This is a genomic window from Neisseria sp. P0001.S005 (genome assembly GCF_051963715.1).
Genome location: NZ_JBQCTZ010000010.1, coordinates 23,453 through 42,779, shown reverse-complemented (window position 1 = coordinate 42,779; position 19,327 = coordinate 23,453). Strand labels below are relative to the sequence as shown.

At 50.5% G+C, this 19,327-nt stretch carries 17 protein-coding genes; all 17 read left to right on the top strand.

Annotated features, from left to right (window positions below; translation table 11 throughout):
- Window positions 1-124 precede the first annotated feature (124 nt).
- The 17 genes from ACTHSP_RS02925 to ftsZ all read left to right on the top strand — a co-directional run bounded on the left by ACTHSP_RS02925 (window position 125) and on the right by ftsZ (window position 19,274).
- Window positions 125-646, top strand: coding sequence for a M23 family metallopeptidase (locus tag ACTHSP_RS02925; protein WP_049350856.1), 522 nt, complete (start codon window positions 125-127; stop codon window positions 644-646).
- 24 nt (window positions 647-670) lie between these two features.
- Window positions 671-1,525 (top strand): hypothetical protein, encoded by an 855-nt coding sequence (locus tag ACTHSP_RS02920; protein ID WP_049350855.1) that lies wholly within the window; start codon window positions 671-673, stop codon window positions 1,523-1,525.
- 21 nt (window positions 1,526-1,546) lie between these two features.
- The gene (locus ACTHSP_RS02915) at window positions 1,547-2,050 is read left to right on the top strand and encodes a hypothetical protein (RefSeq protein WP_440345613.1); all 504 of its coding nucleotides are present in this window, start codon (window positions 1,547-1,549) and stop codon (window positions 2,048-2,050) included.
- Window positions 2,047-3,411, top strand: a complete 1,365-nt coding sequence (locus tag ACTHSP_RS02910) for a UDP-N-acetylmuramoyl-tripeptide--D-alanyl-D-alanine ligase (protein WP_440345612.1) — start codon at window positions 2,047-2,049, stop codon at window positions 3,409-3,411. The genes ACTHSP_RS02915 and ACTHSP_RS02910 overlap by 4 nt, the downstream gene beginning before the upstream one ends.
- Window positions 3,412-3,427: 16 nt before the next feature.
- A complete protein-coding gene (locus tag ACTHSP_RS02905; protein ID WP_308112011.1) occupies window positions 3,428-3,577 on the top strand; it encodes a hypothetical protein in 150 nt (49 codons plus the stop codon).
- A gap of 101 nt (window positions 3,578-3,678) precedes the next feature.
- Window positions 3,679-4,761 carry a phospho-N-acetylmuramoyl-pentapeptide-transferase gene (gene mraY, locus ACTHSP_RS02900; RefSeq protein WP_003685861.1) on the top strand — a complete coding sequence of 361 codons (1,083 nt, stop codon included), beginning with the start codon at window positions 3,679-3,681 and terminating at the stop codon, window positions 4,759-4,761.
- Between the two features lie 130 nt (window positions 4,762-4,891).
- Window positions 4,892-6,247, top strand: coding sequence for a hypothetical protein (locus tag ACTHSP_RS02895; protein ID WP_440345611.1), 1,356 nt, complete (start codon window positions 4,892-4,894; stop codon window positions 6,245-6,247).
- 42 nt (window positions 6,248-6,289) lie between these two features.
- Window positions 6,290-7,627, top strand: a complete 1,338-nt coding sequence (gene murD / locus ACTHSP_RS02890; RefSeq protein ID WP_440345610.1) for a UDP-N-acetylmuramoyl-L-alanine--D-glutamate ligase — start codon at window positions 6,290-6,292, stop codon at window positions 7,625-7,627.
- Between the two features lie 243 nt (window positions 7,628-7,870).
- Entirely contained in the window at window positions 7,871-9,367 is a 1,497-nt protein-coding gene (locus tag ACTHSP_RS02885; RefSeq protein WP_440345609.1) for an amidase, read from the top strand.
- 381 nt (window positions 9,368-9,748) lie between these two features.
- Complete coding sequence (locus ACTHSP_RS02880; protein ID WP_440345608.1) at window positions 9,749-11,011, top strand: FtsW/RodA/SpoVE family cell cycle protein; 1,263 nt, start codon at window positions 9,749-9,751, stop codon at window positions 11,009-11,011.
- Between the two features lie 4 nt (window positions 11,012-11,015).
- On the top strand, window positions 11,016-12,083 hold the full coding sequence (gene murG, locus ACTHSP_RS02875; protein WP_003685904.1) for an undecaprenyldiphospho-muramoylpentapeptide beta-N-acetylglucosaminyltransferase: 1,068 nt from the start codon (window positions 11,016-11,018) through the stop codon (window positions 12,081-12,083).
- A 135-nt stretch (window positions 12,084-12,218) separates the two neighbouring features.
- Complete coding sequence (locus ACTHSP_RS02870) at window positions 12,219-13,046, top strand: class I SAM-dependent methyltransferase (RefSeq protein WP_049351713.1); 828 nt, start codon at window positions 12,219-12,221, stop codon at window positions 13,044-13,046.
- 265 nt (window positions 13,047-13,311) lie between these two features.
- Window positions 13,312-14,721: a UDP-N-acetylmuramate--L-alanine ligase gene (gene murC / locus ACTHSP_RS02865; RefSeq protein ID WP_371464899.1), complete on the top strand. Its 1,410-nt coding sequence runs from the start codon at window positions 13,312-13,314 to the stop codon at window positions 14,719-14,721.
- A gap of 149 nt (window positions 14,722-14,870) precedes the next feature.
- Window positions 14,871-15,785, top strand: a complete 915-nt coding sequence (locus tag ACTHSP_RS02860) for a D-alanine--D-alanine ligase (protein ID WP_371464900.1) — start codon at window positions 14,871-14,873, stop codon at window positions 15,783-15,785.
- On the top strand, window positions 15,775-16,494 hold the full coding sequence (locus ACTHSP_RS02855) for a cell division protein FtsQ/DivIB (RefSeq protein ID WP_371464901.1): 720 nt from the start codon (window positions 15,775-15,777) through the stop codon (window positions 16,492-16,494). The genes ACTHSP_RS02860 and ACTHSP_RS02855 overlap by 11 nt, the downstream gene beginning before the upstream one ends.
- 74 nt (window positions 16,495-16,568) lie before the next feature.
- Entirely contained in the window at window positions 16,569-17,822 is a 1,254-nt protein-coding gene (ftsA, locus tag ACTHSP_RS02850) for a cell division protein FtsA (protein WP_250591763.1), read from the top strand.
- Between the two features lie 252 nt (window positions 17,823-18,074).
- On the top strand, window positions 18,075-19,274 hold the full coding sequence (gene ftsZ / locus ACTHSP_RS02845) for a cell division protein FtsZ (RefSeq protein ID WP_063076120.1): 1,200 nt from the start codon (window positions 18,075-18,077) through the stop codon (window positions 19,272-19,274).
- The last annotated feature ends 53 nt before the right edge of the window (window positions 19,275-19,327 follow it).

The following is a 19,327-nucleotide window of genomic DNA, read 5'->3' as shown; positions in this document are numbered from 1 at the left end:
AAGCATATACAACAAAAGCAATACGACACACGCATTACGGCACGTCAGCCATTAAACCCATCACAGTTGTTTGTTTCGGAGGACTTTTTAACAAGGCTGTCTGAACAACAAGGAGACCGATTTGATGCTGAAAATGCCGATAAAAACCTTATTAATCAGTGCAGCCGTAGTTTTATTCGCAGGCTGTACAACCAAACAACTTCCGCGTCCTACTGCCGAAATCGAGCAGTTGAGGGCGCAACAGCCTCTGGTCGAGCAAAGCCTGCCGAATCCTGTTAAAGGCAAGCGTTTTGACGACACTTGGGGCGCAGCGCGCAGTCAGGGGCGCAGGCATGAAGGTGTGGATATTTTTGCTAAGAAAAATACGCCGATACGTAGTACGACGCCCGGTATTGTAACTAAAATCGGACGCAACAGATTGGGCGGTAAAGTTATCGGTATTCAAGGGCCGGGGGCGTGGCATTACTATGCCCATCTGAATAAATTTGCCCGTATCCGCCTATATGAGCGAGTAAAAGAAGGGCAGGTCATCGGCTATGTCGGTAAAACCGGCAACGCTAGAACCACACCGGCCCACCTGCATTACGGCGTGTATCTGCCGAGCGGCGCGGTGAATCCGTATCCGCTGATTAATCAGAGCAGATAGGCCGTCTGAACAAGATTTGAGAGTATGAACGCAAAGAAATTGGTTAAGGTAACGAATATCGTCGGTATGGTGGCAGTCGTGCTGCTGGTGTACTGGGTATTTGTTCTGATTTTATCCAATGTTTTCGGGCTTAAGGTGTTCCGCGAATACATTACGGAAATTTTCCTGATGAGTATTTTGGGGATTTTTGCCGTGATGGCGGGTGCCTTGATACTGAACATCATGCTGAATTTGACCCGTATCGCCGAGCGAGGACAAGAGGAAGAAAGCAAAGGTGGCCGGAAAACCTTATATTTGTTGTTGGTAGTATTTCCCGTTTTAGCTGCCTTGTTATTTGGCGGAAATTATCTGACTGTTCAGAAAAAACGTCAGATTTTGACTCAATCGCTAGAGCGCATCGTCAAGGATAATCCATCGCAAATCAATGCCTTGGCAGATTATCGTTTTGACTTGGCGTACATCAAAAAAGCGGCGTTAATCCTTGAGCTGATGTCGAAGGAAGATTCTGCCTTTAAAGCCGCTACGGTGATTGTGCCGGATACGATAGGTAATAAACAGGTTTATTTGGCTTTCTCAGCCGATTCCCATTTAAGTGGGATTGATGAGCAGGCGCCCAATGCTCAGGGAGTAGGCGATGATAATGGTTTTGTCGTTACTCGGAATGGCAATAAAGAAACGATCAGCAAAACGCAATATCTTTATGCTCCGCATTTGAGCGAGCGTGAATACTTGCAGAGGGTATTTGCCGGACAAACAAATGAAATACGTTATGAAGTAAAAGACGGCAATTACAGCCTTTGCTCCCCCTACCGCCAAAACGGTAAAACCATTGTATTGTGTTTTTCCGATTACCAGCAGTATGGGAAAATCGGCAGCTGATAAGAGAAAGTGATTTATAGTATGAAAAGTTGGTTTTCCAAGACATTTCCTGAATATAAAAAATTACCCAAAAGCGGCAAATTTATGGTATGGCTGACTTTTGTGCAGGGCGTGGTTTGGGTAGTTCTGGCAGTAATTCAGAGTGTGCAGGGACTGATCAACAACATGGCATGGTCCGTGCTGTTTGGAGTTTTAATTTTCGCTTTAGGTTTATTGGCGCTGTCTGCAGCATGGAATGCGTTTAAATACCGTGCAGTAGGTTTTAAGAGAATGACATATGTGTACATGCCATGCATATTGCAGATTGCTTTTGCAAGCGATGTATTTTCTTTTGTATTTTATATAGATAGTGTATTGAAACTATCGTTCAGCCTCATAATAAATAAGCTTACTGTCGGTGTAAATTTTGCCGCTATTCTTTTTATTGTGCTGGCAGGACGCAATTATCGTCATTTAAAAATGGTTTCCCAAAATATGGATAAAAATGTGGAGCCGTTAGAACAAGGACAAGAAACACAATCATGAAACCACTAGACCTAAATTTCATCTGCCAAACTCTTGGCCTTCCAATGCCGTCTGAAAATCAACCCGTTTCGCGTATTGTTACGGACAGCCGCGATATTCAGGACGGCGACGTATTTTTCGCGCTTGCCGGTGAGCGCTTTGACGCGCATGACTTTGTTGAAGATGTGTTGGCAGCGGGGACAACGGCAGTTGTGGTTTCCCGCGAAGATTGTGCGGCTTTGAAAGGCGCGCTGAAGGTTGACGACACGCTTGTGGCTTTGCAAAAACTGGCGAAAGCGTGGCGTGAAAATGTGAATCCGTTTGTCTTCGGCATTACCGGCTCTTCCGGCAAAACGACAGTGAAAGAGATGTTGGCTGGCGTATTGCGTCATCGATTTGGTGATGAAGCTGTGTTGGCGACTGCCGGCAATTTCAACAATCATATCGGCTTGCCGCTGACTTTGTTGAAGTTGAACGAAAAACACCGCTATGCCGTCATTGAAATGGGTATGAACCATTTTGGCGAATTGTCTTTGCTGACCCGAATCGCTGGTCCGAATGTTGCTTTGGTCAATAACGCTTTGCGCGCACATGTCGGCTGCGGTTTCGATGGTGTCGGCGATATTGCCAAAGCCAAAAGTGAAATCTACGAAGGTTTGCTTTCAGACGGCATTGCGCTGATTCCGTGCGAAGATGCCAATATCGCTACATTTGAAGCTTCTACTGCACAATTGAACGCTCAGACTTTCGGTGTTGCCAGTGGCGATGTCCATGCAGAAAATATTGAGTTGAAACCGTTGTCCTGCGAATTTGATTTGGTGCGTGGCAATGAACGTGTTGCCGTGGTGTTGCCAGTCCCCGGCCGCCACAATGTACATAATGCCGTAGCCGCCGCTGCTCTGGCTTTGGCGGCAGGTTTGAGCCTTGCCGAAGTTTCAGACGGCCTGAGAAATTTCAGCAATATCAAAGGCCGTCTGAATATCAAGCAAGGCATTAAAGATGCAACTTTGATTGACGATACTTATAATGCCAACCCCGATAGCATGAAAGCTGCCATTGATGTGCTTGCCGCTATGCCTGCGCCGCGTATTTTTGTGATGGGCGATATGGGCGAATTGGGTGAGGATGAAGCCGCCGCCATGCACGCCGAAGTTGGCGCGTATGCACGGGATAAAGGCATCGAGGCCGCATATTTTGTCGGCGAAAACAGCGTTGAAGCAGCGGAAACGTTTGGCGCGGAAGGTTTGTGGTTTGCTGACAAAGATCCGCTGATTCAAGTGTTGAGCCACGACTTGCCTGAACGCGCTACTGTATTGGTCAAAGGCTCGCGCTTTATGAAGATGGAAGAAGTGGTCGAGGCGTTGGCAGCAACAACCGCGTAAAAGGCCGTCAGAAATTATGAAAAAAATTTTTCTATTGGCTGGTTTGCTGATTGCCGCGTTTTATGCCGGAATGAAAGTACAGGCATTTATTTATGAAGATACCTGCTTGGACTTAGGCGGCGGAAAGAATCCTGGAAACTATCCGATTTGCGCGGTAGAGAAATAATCTTACTCAACAAGGCCATCTGCAATTTCAGACGGCATACCGATTTATTTTTAATTGGGCAATAAGCCCGCTGTAACAACAAAAACAAAAAAGGAAGCCCCATGTTTTTATGGCTCGCACATTTCAGTAACTGGTTAACCGGTCTGAATATTTTTCAATACACCACATTCCGTGCCGTGATGGCCGCGCTGACTGCGCTGGTATTTTCATTATTGTTGGGTCCGTGGACCATCCGCAAGCTGACTGCGCTTAAAGTCGGCCAAGCCGTCCGTACCGACGGCCCTCAAACCCACCTGATCAAAAACGGTACGCCAACCATGGGCGGCTCGCTGATTTTGACCGCCATTACCGTGTCGACAATCTTGTGGGGAAACTGGGCAAATCCTTATATTTGGATTCTCTTAGGAGTTTTGCTTGCTACCGGCGCACTCGGTTTTTACGACGACTGGCGCAAAGTGGTTTATAAAGACCCTAACGGCGTGTCTGCCAAATTCAAAATGGTGTGGCAGTCTAGCGTTGCCATCATTGCCGGTTTGGCATTGTTCTACCTTGCTACAAATTCCGCCAACAATATCCTGATTGTTCCCTTCTTCAAACAAGTTGCCTTGCCGCTTGGCGTAGTCGGCTTCTTGGTATTGTCCTACCTGACCATTGTCGGCACATCCAATGCCGTTAACCTGACCGACGGTTTGGACGGCTTGGCCGCATTCCCCGTTGTACTTGTCGCCGCCGGCCTTGCCATCTTTGCTTATGCCAGCGGCCACTCCCAATTTGCCCAATACCTGCAGTTGCCTTACGTTGCCGGCGCAAACGAAGTGGTGATTTTCTGTACCGCCATGTGTGGCGCGTGTCTCGGCTTTTTGTGGTTTAACGCCTATCCGGCACAAGTCTTTATGGGCGACGTCGGCGCGCTCGCGCTTGGTGCGGCGCTCGGTACCGTTGCCGTCATCATCCGCCAAGAATTTGTCCTCGTCATCATGGGCGGCCTGTTTGTTGTTGAAGCCATTTCCGTTATGTTGCAAGTCGGTTGGTACAAACGCACCAAAAAACGCATCTTCCTGATGGCGCCGATTCATCACCATTACGAACAAAAAGGCTGGAAAGAAACCCAAGTCGTTGTCCGTTTCTGGATTATTACCATCGTCTTGGTGCTGATTGGTTTGAGTACCCTCAAAATCCGCTAAATCTCCAAAGGCCGTCTGAAAGTTTCAGACGGCATTTGAACGGGGATAAACCCGCAGGCCTCAGCCTGCCGAATCCCTATTTTTTTAATGGCGGCTGAAACCCGCCTTATACCGAAACAGGAGTAAAACCATGAAACAGACAGTCAAATGGCTTGCCGCCACCCTGATTGCCTTGGGCTTGAACCAAGCGGTGTGGGCGGATGACGTATCGGATTTTCAGGAAATGCTTCAAGCTGCGGAGCAAGGGAATGCTCAAGCCCAATTGGATTTGGGTGTGATGTATTACAAAGGCGAAGGAGTCCGTCAAGACTATGCACAGGCAGTGCAGTGGTTTCGCAAGGCGGCAGAACAAGGGGATGCTCAAGCCAAACATAATTTGGGCGTGATGTATTACGAAGGGCAAGGAGTCCGTCAAGACTATGCACAGGCGGTGCAGTGGTATCGCAAGGCAGCAGAACAAGGGATTGCTCAAGATCAATATAATTTGGGTGTGATGTATGAACAAGGGCAAGGAGTCCGTCAAGACGATGCACAGGCAGCGCAGTGGTATCGCAAGGCGGCAGAACAAGGGGTTGCAGAAGCCCAACATAATTTGGGCGGGATGTATGACAGTGGACGAGGAGTCCATCAAGACTATACACAGGCAGTGCAGTGGTTTCGTAAGGCTGCAGAACAAGGGTATGCTGGTGCACAAAATAATTTGGGCAAAATGTATGCCAATGGGCAAGGAGTCCGTCAAGACGATGCACAGGCAGCGCAGTGGTATCGCAAGGCGGCAGAACAAGGGGATGCATACGCCCAATTTAATTTGGGCGTGATGTATGAAAGTGGACGAGGAGTCCATCAAGACTATACACAGGCGGTGCAGTGGTATCGCAATGCGGCAGAACAAGGGCATGCCGATGCCCAATTCAATTTGGGCTTGATGTATGACCAAGGGCGAGGCGTCCGTCAAGACAAAGCACAGGCGGTGCAGTGGTATCGCAAGGCAGCAGAACAAGGGATTGCTAAAGCCCAAGTTAATTTGGGCGCGATGTATGCAAAAGGGCTAGGAGTCCGTCAAGACTATACACAGGCAGTGCAGTGGTATCGTAGGGCTGCGGAACAAGGGGGTGCCCAAGCTCAATCTAATTTGGGTTGGATGTATCTCAATGGGCGAGGAGTCCGTCAAGACTATGCACAGGCAGTGCAGTGGTATCGTAGGGCTGCGGAACAAGGGGATGCCCAAGCTCAATCTAATTTGGGTTGGATGTATCTCAATGGGCAAGGAGTCCGTCAGGACGTTGCACAGGCAGCGCAGTGGTTTCGTAAGGCGGCAGAACAAGGGGATGCCAATGCACAATATAATTTGGGTGTGATGTATACACAAGGACAAGGAGTTCGGAAAAATCTTGTGATTGCTAAGGAATGGTATGGCAAGGCTTGTGATAATGGATTACAACAAGGTTGTGATACTTATCGAAAATTTAATCAGGCAGGATATTGAATTTTTCTAAAGGCCGTCTGAAAAAACTAGGACAAAACCAAAATGACGCTTGAAAACAAAAAAATCCTCGTCGCCGGACTCGGCGGCACGGGTATTTCCATGATTGCCTACCTGCGCAAAAACGGTGCGGAGGTGGCTGCGTATGATGCGGAGCTGAAAGCCGAGCGCGTGTCGCAAATCGGGAAGATGTTTGATGGGCTGGTGTTTTACACGGGTCGTCTGAAAGATGCGTTGGATAATGGTTTCGATATTCTGGCGCTTAGTCCCGGCATCAGTGAGCGTCAGCCGGATATCGAGGCGTTCAAGCAAAACGGTGGGCGTGTGTTGGGCGACATTGAATTGTTGGCGGACATTGTGAACCGCCGTGGCGACAAGGTGATTGCGATTACCGGCAGCAACGGCAAAACGACGGTAACAAGCTTGGTCGGCTATCTCTGCATTAAGTGCGGGCTGGATACCGTTATCGCGGGCAATATCGGCACGCCGGTTTTGGAGGCAGAATTGCAGCGTGAAGGTAAAAAGGCGGACGTGTGGGTGTTGGAGCTTTCCAGCTTCCAACTGGAAAATACTGAAAGCCTGCGCCCGACCGCGGCGACGGTATTGAACATTTCCGAAGACCATCTCGACCGCTACGACGACCTGCTTGATTACGCGCATACCAAGGATAAGATTTTCCGTGGCGATGGCGTGCAGGTTTTAAATTCAGACGACGTGTTCTGCCGCGCCATGAAGCGCGCCGGGCGTGAGGTGAAATGGTTTTCGTTGGAACACGAAGCCGATTTTTGGTTGGAACGCGAGACGGGCCGTCTGAAACAAGGTAATGAAGATTTAATTGCCACGCAAGACATCCCGCTGCAAGGTCTGCACAACGCCGCCAACGTTATGGCTGCCGTCGCCTTGTGCGAAGCCGTCGGTTTGCCGCGCGAAGCATTGCTCGAACACGTCAAAACCTTCCAAGGACTGCCGCACCGCGTGGAAAAAATCGGCGAGAAAAACGGCGTGGTGTTCATCGACGACAGCAAAGGCACGAACGTCGGCGCGACCGCCGCCGCGATTGCCGGTTTGCAAAATCCGCTATTCGTGATTTTGGGCGGCATGGGCAAAGGGCAGGACTTTACGCCCCTGCGCGACGCGCTTGCCGGCAAGGCAAAAGGCGTGTTCCTGATCGGCGTTGATGCGCCGCAAATCCGCCGCGATTTGGACGGCTGCGATCTGAATATGACCGACTGCACCACTTTGGAAGAAGCGGTTCAGACGGCATACGCCCAAGCCGAAGCTGGCGATATTGTGCTGCTCAGTCCCGCCTGCGCGAGCTTCGATATGTTTAAAGGCTATGCACACCGTTCGGAAGTGTTTATCGAAGCGTTTAAGGCTTTGTGAGGTCATCTGAAACATGAAAAGAGGGTTGGTTTTACCGTAAACCTTGTGTGTCATTGCCTCAAAGGTCGTCTGAAAACGTTAAGGCAGTTTCAGACGACCTTTTTGCAGCAACGGTAAACTAGTTTCTTTCCTTTATCCGGTGCTACTGTTTCTTAAAAATTGCCTATGCGGGCAAACGGCGAGGCGGCGGGCAGCCATGCCTGACAGACAAAACGTGTGTTTATCAATCCGAAAGGAAAACCCATGAATTTTCAAGACTACATCCGTTACGATGCCGTCGGTTTGGCAGAGCTGATCCGCAAAAAAGAAGTGTCCGCCGATGAGGTGTTGCAGGCTGCTTTAAGCCGCTTGGACGAAGTCAATCCCAAGCTCAATCTGTTGGCACACGATTTGCGCGAACGCGCGGCGGCGTGGCAGGGGTCGTCTGAAAATGCCGATACGCCGCTGGCGGGCGTGCCGTTTTTGCTCAAAGACCTGCTGGCGGATTGGGAAGGCGAGCCGACATGGTCGGGTTCGCGCATGATGCAGCATTACATTGCCAAGCAAAACAGCGATTTGACCCAAGCCTATCTCGATGCGGGGCTGCGCGTGTTCGGCAAAACCACCACGCCCGAATGGGGCGCGTATCCCGTTACCGAAACCGAAATTTACGGCATCACGCGCAATCCGTGGCATTTGGATTACACCGCAGGCGGCAGCAGCGGCGGTGCGGCGGCAGCAGTGGCTTCGGGCGTCGTCCCCGCAGCGCACGGCAGCGACGGCGGCGGCTCCATCCGCTTACCCGCGCACAACTGCGGCGTGTTCGGGCTGAAACCCACGCGCGGCCGCAGCAGTTACGCACCGAACGCATCGGAAGCGTGGCAAGGTTTGGTGTGCGACCATGTGTTGACCCGCAGTGTACGCGACAGCGCGGTTTTGCTGGACATCGCCGCTCAAACCCAAGCCCGCGCCCTGTATGCCTGCCCGCCGCCGCCCGAAAACGGTTTTGCAGACAGCCTGAAACAAGAAACAGGTCGTCTGAAAATCGCTTTTTGGAAACAGACATGGTTTGGCGGCGGCAACGACGAAGGCACGGAAGCCGCGTTCGCCCATAGTTTGAAACTGATGCAAAACGCGGGACACGAATTGGAAGAAGCCACGCCCGATTTTGCGCCGCCCGAACAATTAAACCGAGCCGCCCGCATCATCGTCATGGGCGAAACGGCAAAACTGTTCTACCAATATCAATACGAAACCGGACAAAAACTGCCGCACCGCCTGCTTGAGCCGACAACGTGGGCAATGATTGTGCAGGGGCGGCAAATCAGCGCGGGCGAAATGGCTTGGGCGCGCGACGTGATGCTGGCGCAGGAACGTGCCGCCAAAGCATTTTTCACACGCTACGACGTGTTGATGACGCCCGTCTGCCCGCGCACCACGCCGAAAATCGGCGAGATGATGCCGCCGCCCGCCGTACAAAAAGCCATGCGCCTGCTGTTCGGCACGCTGCGCTTGGGTTTTCTGTTGAAAAACAACCCGTTTGTGGAAAAAGAAGCCGCCACGACGCTGCAATACGTCGGTTATACGTCGCCGCTGAACATGAGCGGCAACCCCGCCATGAGTGTGCCGCTTTACCGGCATAACGGGCTGCCCGTCGGCACCCAGTTCGCCGCCGCACACGGACGCGAAGACACGCTGCTTAGCCTCGCCGCGCAGTTGGAACAGATACAGCCGTGGGCGGAAATACCGCAGGTGGCTTAGGGTTTGCATTTGATAAAAAGCGGTCTGTTTGCCCGAGGAAAAGATTTATAGTGGATTAACTTTAAACCAGTACGGCGTTGCCTCGCCTTGCCGTACTATCTGTACTGTCTTCGGCTTCGTCGCCTTGTCCTGATTTAAATTTAATCCACTATATATAAGGTCGTCTGAAAACATAAAAACGTTTTCAGACGACCTTTTATCGGTATCAAAGAGCAGGGTAGGGCGCAAAGAACGCCGGAATCCGACTGTCTTTAAAGAATCTGAATTGTTGCTTTGGCAAGAAACCTTTAGAATGACGTTTTTCTGATTTTCGATATTTTCAGACGACCCGTATATCCAAAAGGTCGTCTGAAACGTTTGTTCCGTAACGGATGTTTGTTCATGATTAGTCTTTCCAAAATGCTTGACCGGCCGATTGCGCGCGATGGTCGGAAGTTTGATGTTTCTCTCTTGTGGATGGTCGTCTTAATGACGGTCTTCAGCCTGATTATGATTTATTCGGCTTCTATTGCGTATGCGGCATCGGAAGGGGGCAGCCAGTTTTCTTTTGTGTCTAAGCAGGCAATGTTTATCCTGTTTACGGTGGCCATATGCTTGCCGCTTTTCCTGCTGAAAATGAGTTTCTGGCGGCGGATTATTCCGTTTTATTTTGCTGTTTCGGGTTTGCTGTTGTTGTTGGTATTGTTTGTCGGCCGTGAGATTAACGGCGCGACGCGCTGGATTCATATCGGACCGCTCAACTTGCAACCGACCGAATTTTTCAAATTGGCGACGGTCTTGTATTTGTCCAGCCTGTTTACGCGCCGTGAAGAAATGTTGCGTGATTTGGATTCTTTGGGTTGGTCGTCTTTGTTTACCGGTATTGGCGATTTGGTGTGCAGCCCCTTTAAAAATGAAGCTTGGGTAAGGGTAAAGGAACGCTTCCGCAAGTTTAAGACCTTGATTCTGCCGATTATGTTGGTGGCGGTCGGTTTGGTTTTGATTATGGGTCAGCCGGACTTTGGCTCGTTTGTCGTGATTGTCGTGATTACCATGGGTATGCTGTTTTTGGCAGGCTTTCCGTGGAAGTATTTTGCCGTATTGGTGGCGACCGTTGTGAGCGGTATGGGCTTGCTGATTTTGGCCGCGCCTTACCGTATGGCGCGTGTGGCGGCGTTTTTGGACCCTTGGAGCGATCCTTTGGGTAAAGGCTATCAGCTGACGCATTCCTTGATGGCGATTGCGCGTGGCGGCTGGGTTGGCGAGGGCTTGGGTGCGAGTTTGGAAAAACGTTTTTACCTGCCTGAAGCGCACACGGATTTTATTTTTGCCGTCATCGGTGAAGAATTTGGCTTTGTTGGGATGCTGGTTTTGGTGTTCTGCTACGGCTGGCTGGTGTGGCGTGCGTTTTCCATCGGCAAGCAGGCGCGTGATTCGGGCTTGATGTTCAGCGCGTACATTGCCAACGGTATCGGTATTTGGATTGGTATTCAAAGTTTCTTCAATATCGGTGTAAATATCGGTATCCTGCCCACTAAAGGCCTGACTTTGCCGTTTATGTCTTACGGCGGTTCGGCTGTTTTTATCATGCTGGTGTGCGTTACTTTGTTATTGCGCATTGATTATGAAAACCGCCAAAAAATGCGCGGTTATTCGGTGGAGTAAAACCATGAGCGGTAAAACTTTTATGCTGATGGCCGGCGGTACGGGCGGTCATATTTTCCCTGCATTGGCGGTTGCCGAGTCGCTGCAAAAGCGCGGCCATCATGTGATTTGGCTGGGCAGTCAGGATTCGATGGAAGAGCGTATCGTACCGCAATACGGCATACGCTTGGAAACGCTGGCGATTAAAGGCATCCGCGGCAACGGCATCAAGCGTAAGCTGATGTTGCCGTTTACGCTGTATAAAACTGTCCGTGCGGCACAGCAGATTATTAAGAAACACCGTGTCGAGTGTGTTATCGGTTTTGGCGGTTTTGTTACTTTTCCCGGCGGTTTGGCGGCAAAAATTTCCGGTGTGCCGATTGTGATTCATGAGCAAAACGCCGTAGCCGGTTTGTCCAACCGCCAACTGTCGCGTTGGGCAAAACGTGTTTTGTACGCTTTCCCTAAAGCCTTTCAACATGAAGGCGGATTGGTGGGTAACCCTGTCCGTGCCGATATTGCGGCATTGCCTGTTCCTGAAGAACGCTTTGAAAACCGTCAAGGCCGTCTGAAAGTTTTGGTGGTGGGTGGCAGTTTAGGGGCAGATGTGTTGAACAAAACCGTTCCGCAGGCTTTGGCATTGTTGCCTGAGGCTGCCCGTCCGCAAATGTATCATCAGTCCGGCCGCAATAAATTGGGCAACCTGCAGGCAGATTACGATGCGTTGGGTGTGCAGGCCGAGTGCGTCGAATTTATTACCGATATGGTATCTGCCTACCGTGATGCCGATTTGGTGATTTGCCGTGCCGGCGCGCTGACGATTGCCGAGCTGACGGTTGCAGGTTTGGGTGCATTGCTGGTGCCGTATCCGCACGCGGTAGACGACCATCAAACAGCTAATGCGCGCTTTATGGTGCAGGCCGAAGCTGGTTTGCTGCTGCCGCAAACTCAACTGACGGCAGAAAAACTGGCCGAAATCCTCGGCGGATTAAACCGTGAAAAATGCCTGAAATGGGCGAAAAATGCCCGTACGTTGGCGTTGCCGCACAGTGCGGACGATGTGGCGGAAGCCGCCATCGCGTGTACGGCATGATGACATAATGTGATGAACGAAACAGAGGTCGTCTGAAAACCAAAAAAACAGGTTTCAGACGACCTTTTTGTAGCTTGGCAGCCTTATTGTGCGGGAGTATGATGTAAATAGGAATCTCTCTCATTGGAGGCTGCCATGTCTGCAAAAATCTCTCCCGAAACCATTTCCGCCCTGTCCAGTACCATGCTGATCCCCCTGTGGGCGAAGGCAGTAGAGCAGGGTAGGGCGCAGCCGCTTTTGCGCGATGACGAAGCCGTGCGGATGTTGGACAAGATTGACTACGACTTCAGCAAGTTTGCCAAAGTCAAAGCATCGCAGGTCGGCTGTTGCGGGCGGGCGAAGCTGTTGGACGATATGACCCGGCACTTTATCGCCGAACATCCCGATGCCGTCGTCGTGCAAATCGGCGCGGGGCTGGATGCGCGTTACGAACGCTTGGGCAAGCCGCGCATTACCGCTTGGTATGATTTGGATTTACCCGAAGTGATTGAAGTGCGGCGCATGCTGCTGCCTGAATCGGACAATCATTATCTGGGCGCGTCCATGTTCGACGAAGCGTGGATGAACACCGTCGCAGCGCACGGCAAACCCGTGTTGCTCGTGATCGAAGGCGTGTTGATGTATTTCGAAGAAACGCAAGTGCAGGATTTTTTCAAACAGGTTGCTCGCCGTCTGCCGAATGCCCAACTTGCTTTTGACACTATCCCCAAAGCCTACATCGGACAAAGCAAACACCACGACGCGCTCGGTAAAATGGACAAACCGCCCGAGTTCCGCTGGGCGATAAGCGGAGTGGACGACATTCTGCGGCTGATGCCGGGTGTGGAAATTATTGAAGAAGCCGGTTTGAGCAGCGTCTGCAAACCGCGTTATCCGTGGCTTTTGCGCCTTTTGTATGCGACCGCGTGGGGACGGCGCAAACTGGATATGCGCTTGATGAGGATACAAGTGCCATCCAGTTGATAAGCACGAGGTCGTCTGAAAACGGTTTTCAGACGACCTTATATTTTGTTTTTGCTGGTGTTTTGGTAGCTGAAATCAAGTTTAAAAATAGGCAAAATAGCAAAGATTCACCGCCAAGTGCCGTCCCTTTTTTACCCATATTGCAACCAATGTGAAATCCTGTATGCCAAAACATCTTTAATTTACAAGAAAACTATGGCGCAGAAGCGGATAGCCCTTTAAAATAACGCCTTTACGCACTAAAAACCAACCGGAACGCAACGTTATGATGAAAAATCGAGTTACCAACATCCATTTTGTCGGAATCGGCGGCGTCGGCATGAGCGGTATTGCCGAAGTTTTACACAATTTGGGCTTTAAAGTTTCCGGTTCGGATCAGGCGCGTAATGCTGTTACTGAGCATTTGAGCAGCTTGGGTATTCAAGTTTATCCCGGTCATACCGCCGAACACGTCAACGGTGCGGATGTCGTCGTTACCTCTACCGCCGTCAAAAAAGACAATCCCGAAGTCGTCGCCGCGCTGGAGCAGCAAATCCCCGTCATTCCCCGCGCCCTGATGCTGGCGGAACTGATGCGCTTCCGTGACGGCATCGCCATTGCCGGTACGCACGGCAAAACCACGACCACCAGTCTGACCGCCTCCATCCTCGGTGCGGCAGGTCTCGACCCCACTTTCGTGATCGGCGGCAAACTCAATGCCGCAGGTACCAATGCCCGTTTGGGCAAAGGCGAATACATCGTCGCCGAAGCCGACGAATCCGATGCCTCTTTCCTGTACCTGACTCCGATTATGTCCGTTGTGACCAATATCGACGAAGACCATATGGACACTTACGGCCACAGTGTTGAGAAGCTGCATCAGGCGTTTGTTGATTTCATCCACCGTATGCCGTTTTACGGTAAGGCCTTCTTGTGTATTGACAGCGAACACGTCCGCGCGATTTTGCCCAAAGTGAGCAAGCCTTACGCGACTTACGGCTTGGACGATAATGCCGATATCTACGCAACCGACATCGAAAACATCGGTGCGCAAATGAAATTTACCGTTCATGTCCAAATGAAAGGACATGAGCAAGAGCCGTTTGAAGTTGTTTTGAATATGCCCGGCCGCCACAACGTCCTCAATGCGTTGGCGGCTATCGGAGTTGCGCTGGAAGTTGGCGCATCGGTTGAAGCGATCCAAAAAGGCTTGCTTGGCTTTGAAGGTGTCGGCCGCCGCTTCCAAAAATATGGCGACATCAAATTGCCAAACGGCGGCACTGCTTTGCTGGTGGACGATTATGGCCACCATCCTGTCGAAATGGCGGCAACCCTTTCCGCTGCGCGCGGTGCATACCCTGAAAAACGCTTGGTATTGGCTTTCCAACCGCACCGTTATACCCGTACACGCGATTTGTTTGAAGACTTTACCAAAGTCCTCAATACCGTTGATGCGCTGGTGTTGACCGAAGTTTATGCCGCAGGCGAAGAGCCGATTGCCGCCGCCGACTCCCGCGCCCTTGCCCGTGCCATCCGCGTATTGGGCAAACTTGAGCCGATTTACTGCGAAAACGTTGCTGATTTGCCGCAAATGCTGATGAATGTTTTGCAAGACGGCGATGTTGTGTTGAATATGGGTGCAGGCAGCATCAACCGCGTTCCTGCCGCGATGCTGGAGTTGTCGAAAAAAGCCTGAGGCGGAAATTTTATCGTGATGCCGCGATAGCCGCCTGATGAAGCGATGTTCCATCGGGTTGGTAAGCAAGATTAAGGTCGTCTGAAAACCCGATTCGTTTTCAGACGACCTGTATCAAACAAAGAAGCAATCAAGAAAGAACAAAAACAATGCAGAATTTTGGCAAAGTAGCCGTATTGATGGGCGGCTTTTCCAGTGAACGCGAAATCTCGCTGGATAGCGGTGCCGCCATTTTGAATGCCTTAAAAAGCAAAGGCATAGACGCACACGCCTTCGATCCTAAAGAAACACCCTTGGCGGAATTGAAAACTCAAGGTTTCCAAACTGCTTTCAATATCCTCCACGGCACTTACGGCGAAGACGGCGCTGTTCAAGGCGCGTTGGAATTGTTGGGCATTCCTTATACCGGCAGCGGCGTTGCCGCTTCCGCCATTGGTATGGACAAATACCGCTGCAAGCTGATTTGGCAAGCCTTGGGGCTGCCTGTTCCTGAGTTCGCCGTTTTACATGAAGATTCCGATTTCGATGCTGTCGAACAGCAACTTGGCTTGCCCATGTTTGTTAAACCGGCAGCCGAAGGCAGTAGCGTCGGCGTTGTGAAAGTGAAAGAAAAAGGTCGTCTGAAAAGCGTTTACGAAGAGCTGAAACACCTTCAAGGCGAAATTATTGCCGAACGGTTCATCGGCGGCGGCGAATATTCCTGTCCCGTGTTGAACGGCAAAGGCCTGCCCAGCATACACATCATCCCGGCTACCGAGTTCTACGACTACGAAGCCAAATACAACCGCGACGACACTGTTTATCAATGTCCGTCCGAAGACTTGAGCGAGGCGGAGGAAAAACTGATGCGCGAACTCGCTGTGCGTGGCGCGCAGGCGATTGGTGCGGACGGCTGTTCGCGCGTGGACTTTCTGAAAGATACAGACGGTAAACTGTATCTCTTGGAAATCAATACCTTGCCCGGCATGACCAGCCACAGTTTGGTGCCAAAATCTGCGGGCCATACCGGCGTGGATTTTGCTGATTTATGTATTGAGATTTTGAAGACCGCTCATGTGGGATGATGCAGGCGCACTGGGTCGACTGACCCGCCGGCTATTGGTGCTGATGACCTTTCTACTGATAGGTTCGGGCATAGCTTGGCTTTATAATTCCAAATATTTCCCTGTGAAACAGATTGCCATTCAGGGCAAGCTGAAATATGCTTCCAGCAAAGAATTGCAAACTGTTGCACGAGAGCATATCAGGGGTAATATGTTCCGCGCCGATATTGATTCAGCGCAGGCCGCTTTTCAGGAGTTGCCTTGGATTGACTCGGCAATGGTACGCCGTCGTTTTCCGGAAACCGTGGAAATTATCCTGACTGAGCGTGTGCCGGTTGCACACTGGCGCGCTGGCGGCTTGGTGGACAGTAAGGGCAATGTGTTTGCCGCAAGCCTGAAACAGGGCCTGCCTATATTTGAAGGGCAGCAGGGGACAGGCAAAGACATGGTCAAACATTATGCGGACTTTTCCGGAATTTTGAGCCCGTTGAAACTGACCATCAAAGAATTGATCTACACGCCGCGTTCGGCATGGCTGCTTGTATTGAACAACGGCATTACCGTGCGATTGGGGCGTGAAAACGAAATCAAACGTTTGCAGCAGTTTGCCCAGATTTGGCCATCGTTGCTGCGTGAAAAACAAAGCCGTATCGAGTATATCGATATGCGTTATAAGGATGGTTTTTCAGTCCGTTACCGGCCGTCTGAAAACCCTTCCGACAGTGAATAGCCGATTAGACGTGAAGCAATCTTGTTTCAAAAATAATCAAACCGTCAGTCAGACAACATAGCGAACGAGCAATTATGGAACAACAACAAAATAAATATATCAGTGCCTTAGACATTGGTACGTCCAAGGTCATCGCCTTAATCGGCGAGATTCGGGAAGATAACGAAATCCACATTGTTGGCTTGGGTCAAAGCCCTTCACGCGGTCTGCGTGCAGGTATGGTGACCAACATTGACGCCACTGCGCAAGCCATTCGTCAGGCGGTAGAAGATGCCGAGCTGATGGCAGATACCAAAATTTCCCACGTCGTCACCGGTATTGCCGGTAACCATATCCGCAGCCTGAATTCACAAGGCGTGGTCAAAATTAAAGATGGTGAAGTATCGCAAACCGACATTGATCGTGCCATCGAAACGGCCAAAGCCATCAATATTCCGCCTGATCACAACATTTTGCATACCGTGGTTCAAGAGTACATCATCGACAACCAACCCGGTGTGAAAGAGCCTATCGGCATGAGCGGCGTGCGTTTGGATACCCGTGTACACATCATTACCGGTGCGAACACTGCGTTGCAAAATATCCAAAAATGTATCCAACGTTGCGGCCTGCAAATGGATCAAATCATGCTTCAGCCTTTGGCAAGCGGTCACGCCGTTTTGACTGAAGACGAAAAAGATTTGGGTGTGTGCGTCATCGACATTGGTGGCGGTACAACCGACATCGCGGTTTATACCAATGGCGCCATCCGCCATACCGCGGTTATTCCCGTTGCCGGCGATTTGATTACCAAAGACTTGGCGCAAGCCTTGCGTACGCCGCACAGTGCAGCTGAGTACATCAAAATCCATTACGGCGCTGCGATTCCGACTATGGACGGCTTGGATGAAATGATTGAAGTCCCTAGCGTTGGCGACCGTCAATCACGTCAAATTTCACGCCGTGTATTGGCTGAAATCATCGGCCCGCGCGTAGAAGAAATTTTGGAATTGACGCTGAACGAATTGCGCCGCTCCGGCTTCCCAGAAGAAGTGCTGACTTCCGGTATCGTTTTGACCGGTGGTGCTTCTATGCTGACCGGTATTGTTGAGTTGGCGGAAGAAGTCTTCAATTTGCCGGCGCGTATCGGTGTTCCACAAGAAATGGGCGGCGTATCCGAGCGTATCCGCAATCCACGCTATTCAACAGCGATTGGCCTGCTTCAGACGGCCTATGCTGCCGAAGAGGGTGAGCAAACCAGCCGAACCGGTGCGATTGCCCTGAATGATTCAGGCAAAAAAATGGGTCTGTGGGAAAAAATCCAAAGATTCTTCAGAGACAATTTCTGATAAAAGTTTCCAGGGCAGGCGGTGTAGCAACCGTTTGTCCTGAATATTTAAGTGGAATTAAACGGTTTTAAATAATTGCCAAGTGGATAATTTAAAACTTGTATATTTTCTGTTAAAAAATGTAGTAAAAATATAACGCCAACAGCCGAATGGTAAGAAGATTTTTGCCAGTATCTGGATACTTCTTATATAATACGGATAATGAGTTATTTTTGAACCGTCCTTATAAAGTGGGGCGCGGAGGATTATTGAATGGAATTTGTTTACGACGTAGCAGAATCAGCAACGAGCCCTGCTGTTATTAAAGTTATCGGTTTGGGTGGCGGCGGCTGTAATGCCATTAATAACATGGTTGCCAACACTATTCATGGTGTTGAGTTCATCAGTGCCAATACCGATGCGCAATCATTGGCTAAAAACAATGCGGCTAAACGCATTCAATTAGGTACAAACCTGACTCGCGGTTTGGGTGCCGGTGCAAATCCTGAAATCGGTCGCGCCGCTGCTCAAGAAGATCGCGAAGCCATCGAAGATGCCATCCGCGGTGCAAACATGCTGTTCATCACTACCGGTATGGGTGGCGGTACAGGTACCGGCTCTGCTCCTGTTGTGGCTGAAATCGCTAAAGAAATGGGTATCCTGACCGTTGCGGTTGTGACTCGTCCGTTTGCTTACGAAGGCAAACGCGTACATATCGCTCAAGCAGGTTTGGATCAGCTCAAAGAGCGCGTTGATTCCCTGATTATTATCCCGAACGACAAATTGATGACTGCCTTGGGCGAAGACGTGACCATGCGTGAAGCTTTCCGTGCGGCCGACAATGTACTACGTGACGCGGTTGCCGGTATTTCCGAAGTGGTGACTTGCCCTAGCGACATGATCAACTTGGACTTCGCCGACGTGAAAACCGTGATGAGCAATCGCGGTATCGCCATGATGGGTTCAGGTTTCGCGCAAGGTATCGACCGTGCCCGTTTGGCTACTGATCAAGCTATCTCCAGCCCGCTCTTGGATAACGTTACTTTGGATGGCGCACGTGGTGTATTGGTAAACATTACCACTGCTCCTGGCTGCCTGAAAATGTCTGAGTTCAACGAGATTATGCGTATCGTCAACCAAAATGCACACCCTGAAGTGGAATGCAAATTTGGTGCTGCCGAAGACGAGAGCATGAGCGAAGACGCTATCCGTATTACCATCATTGCTACCGGCTTGAAAGAAAACGGTACTGACAACCAACTGCGCGCTGCTGCCCGTACCCAACAATTGGTACGCGGTGCGGAAGAAGCGCCTCAAGCTCAAAGCCAAAGCAGTGCTGAAAGCTTGGTTCGTACCAACCGCAATATCCGTTCTATGAATCTGACAGCGGCTGATTTCAGCAACCAGTCTGTACTGGATGACTTTGAAATTCCGGCTATCTTGCGCCGTCAGCAACATACTTCTGATAAATAATCAGGATCATGCATGAAAAGACCTGCCTTAAAGGCGGGTCTTTTTTATTAGCA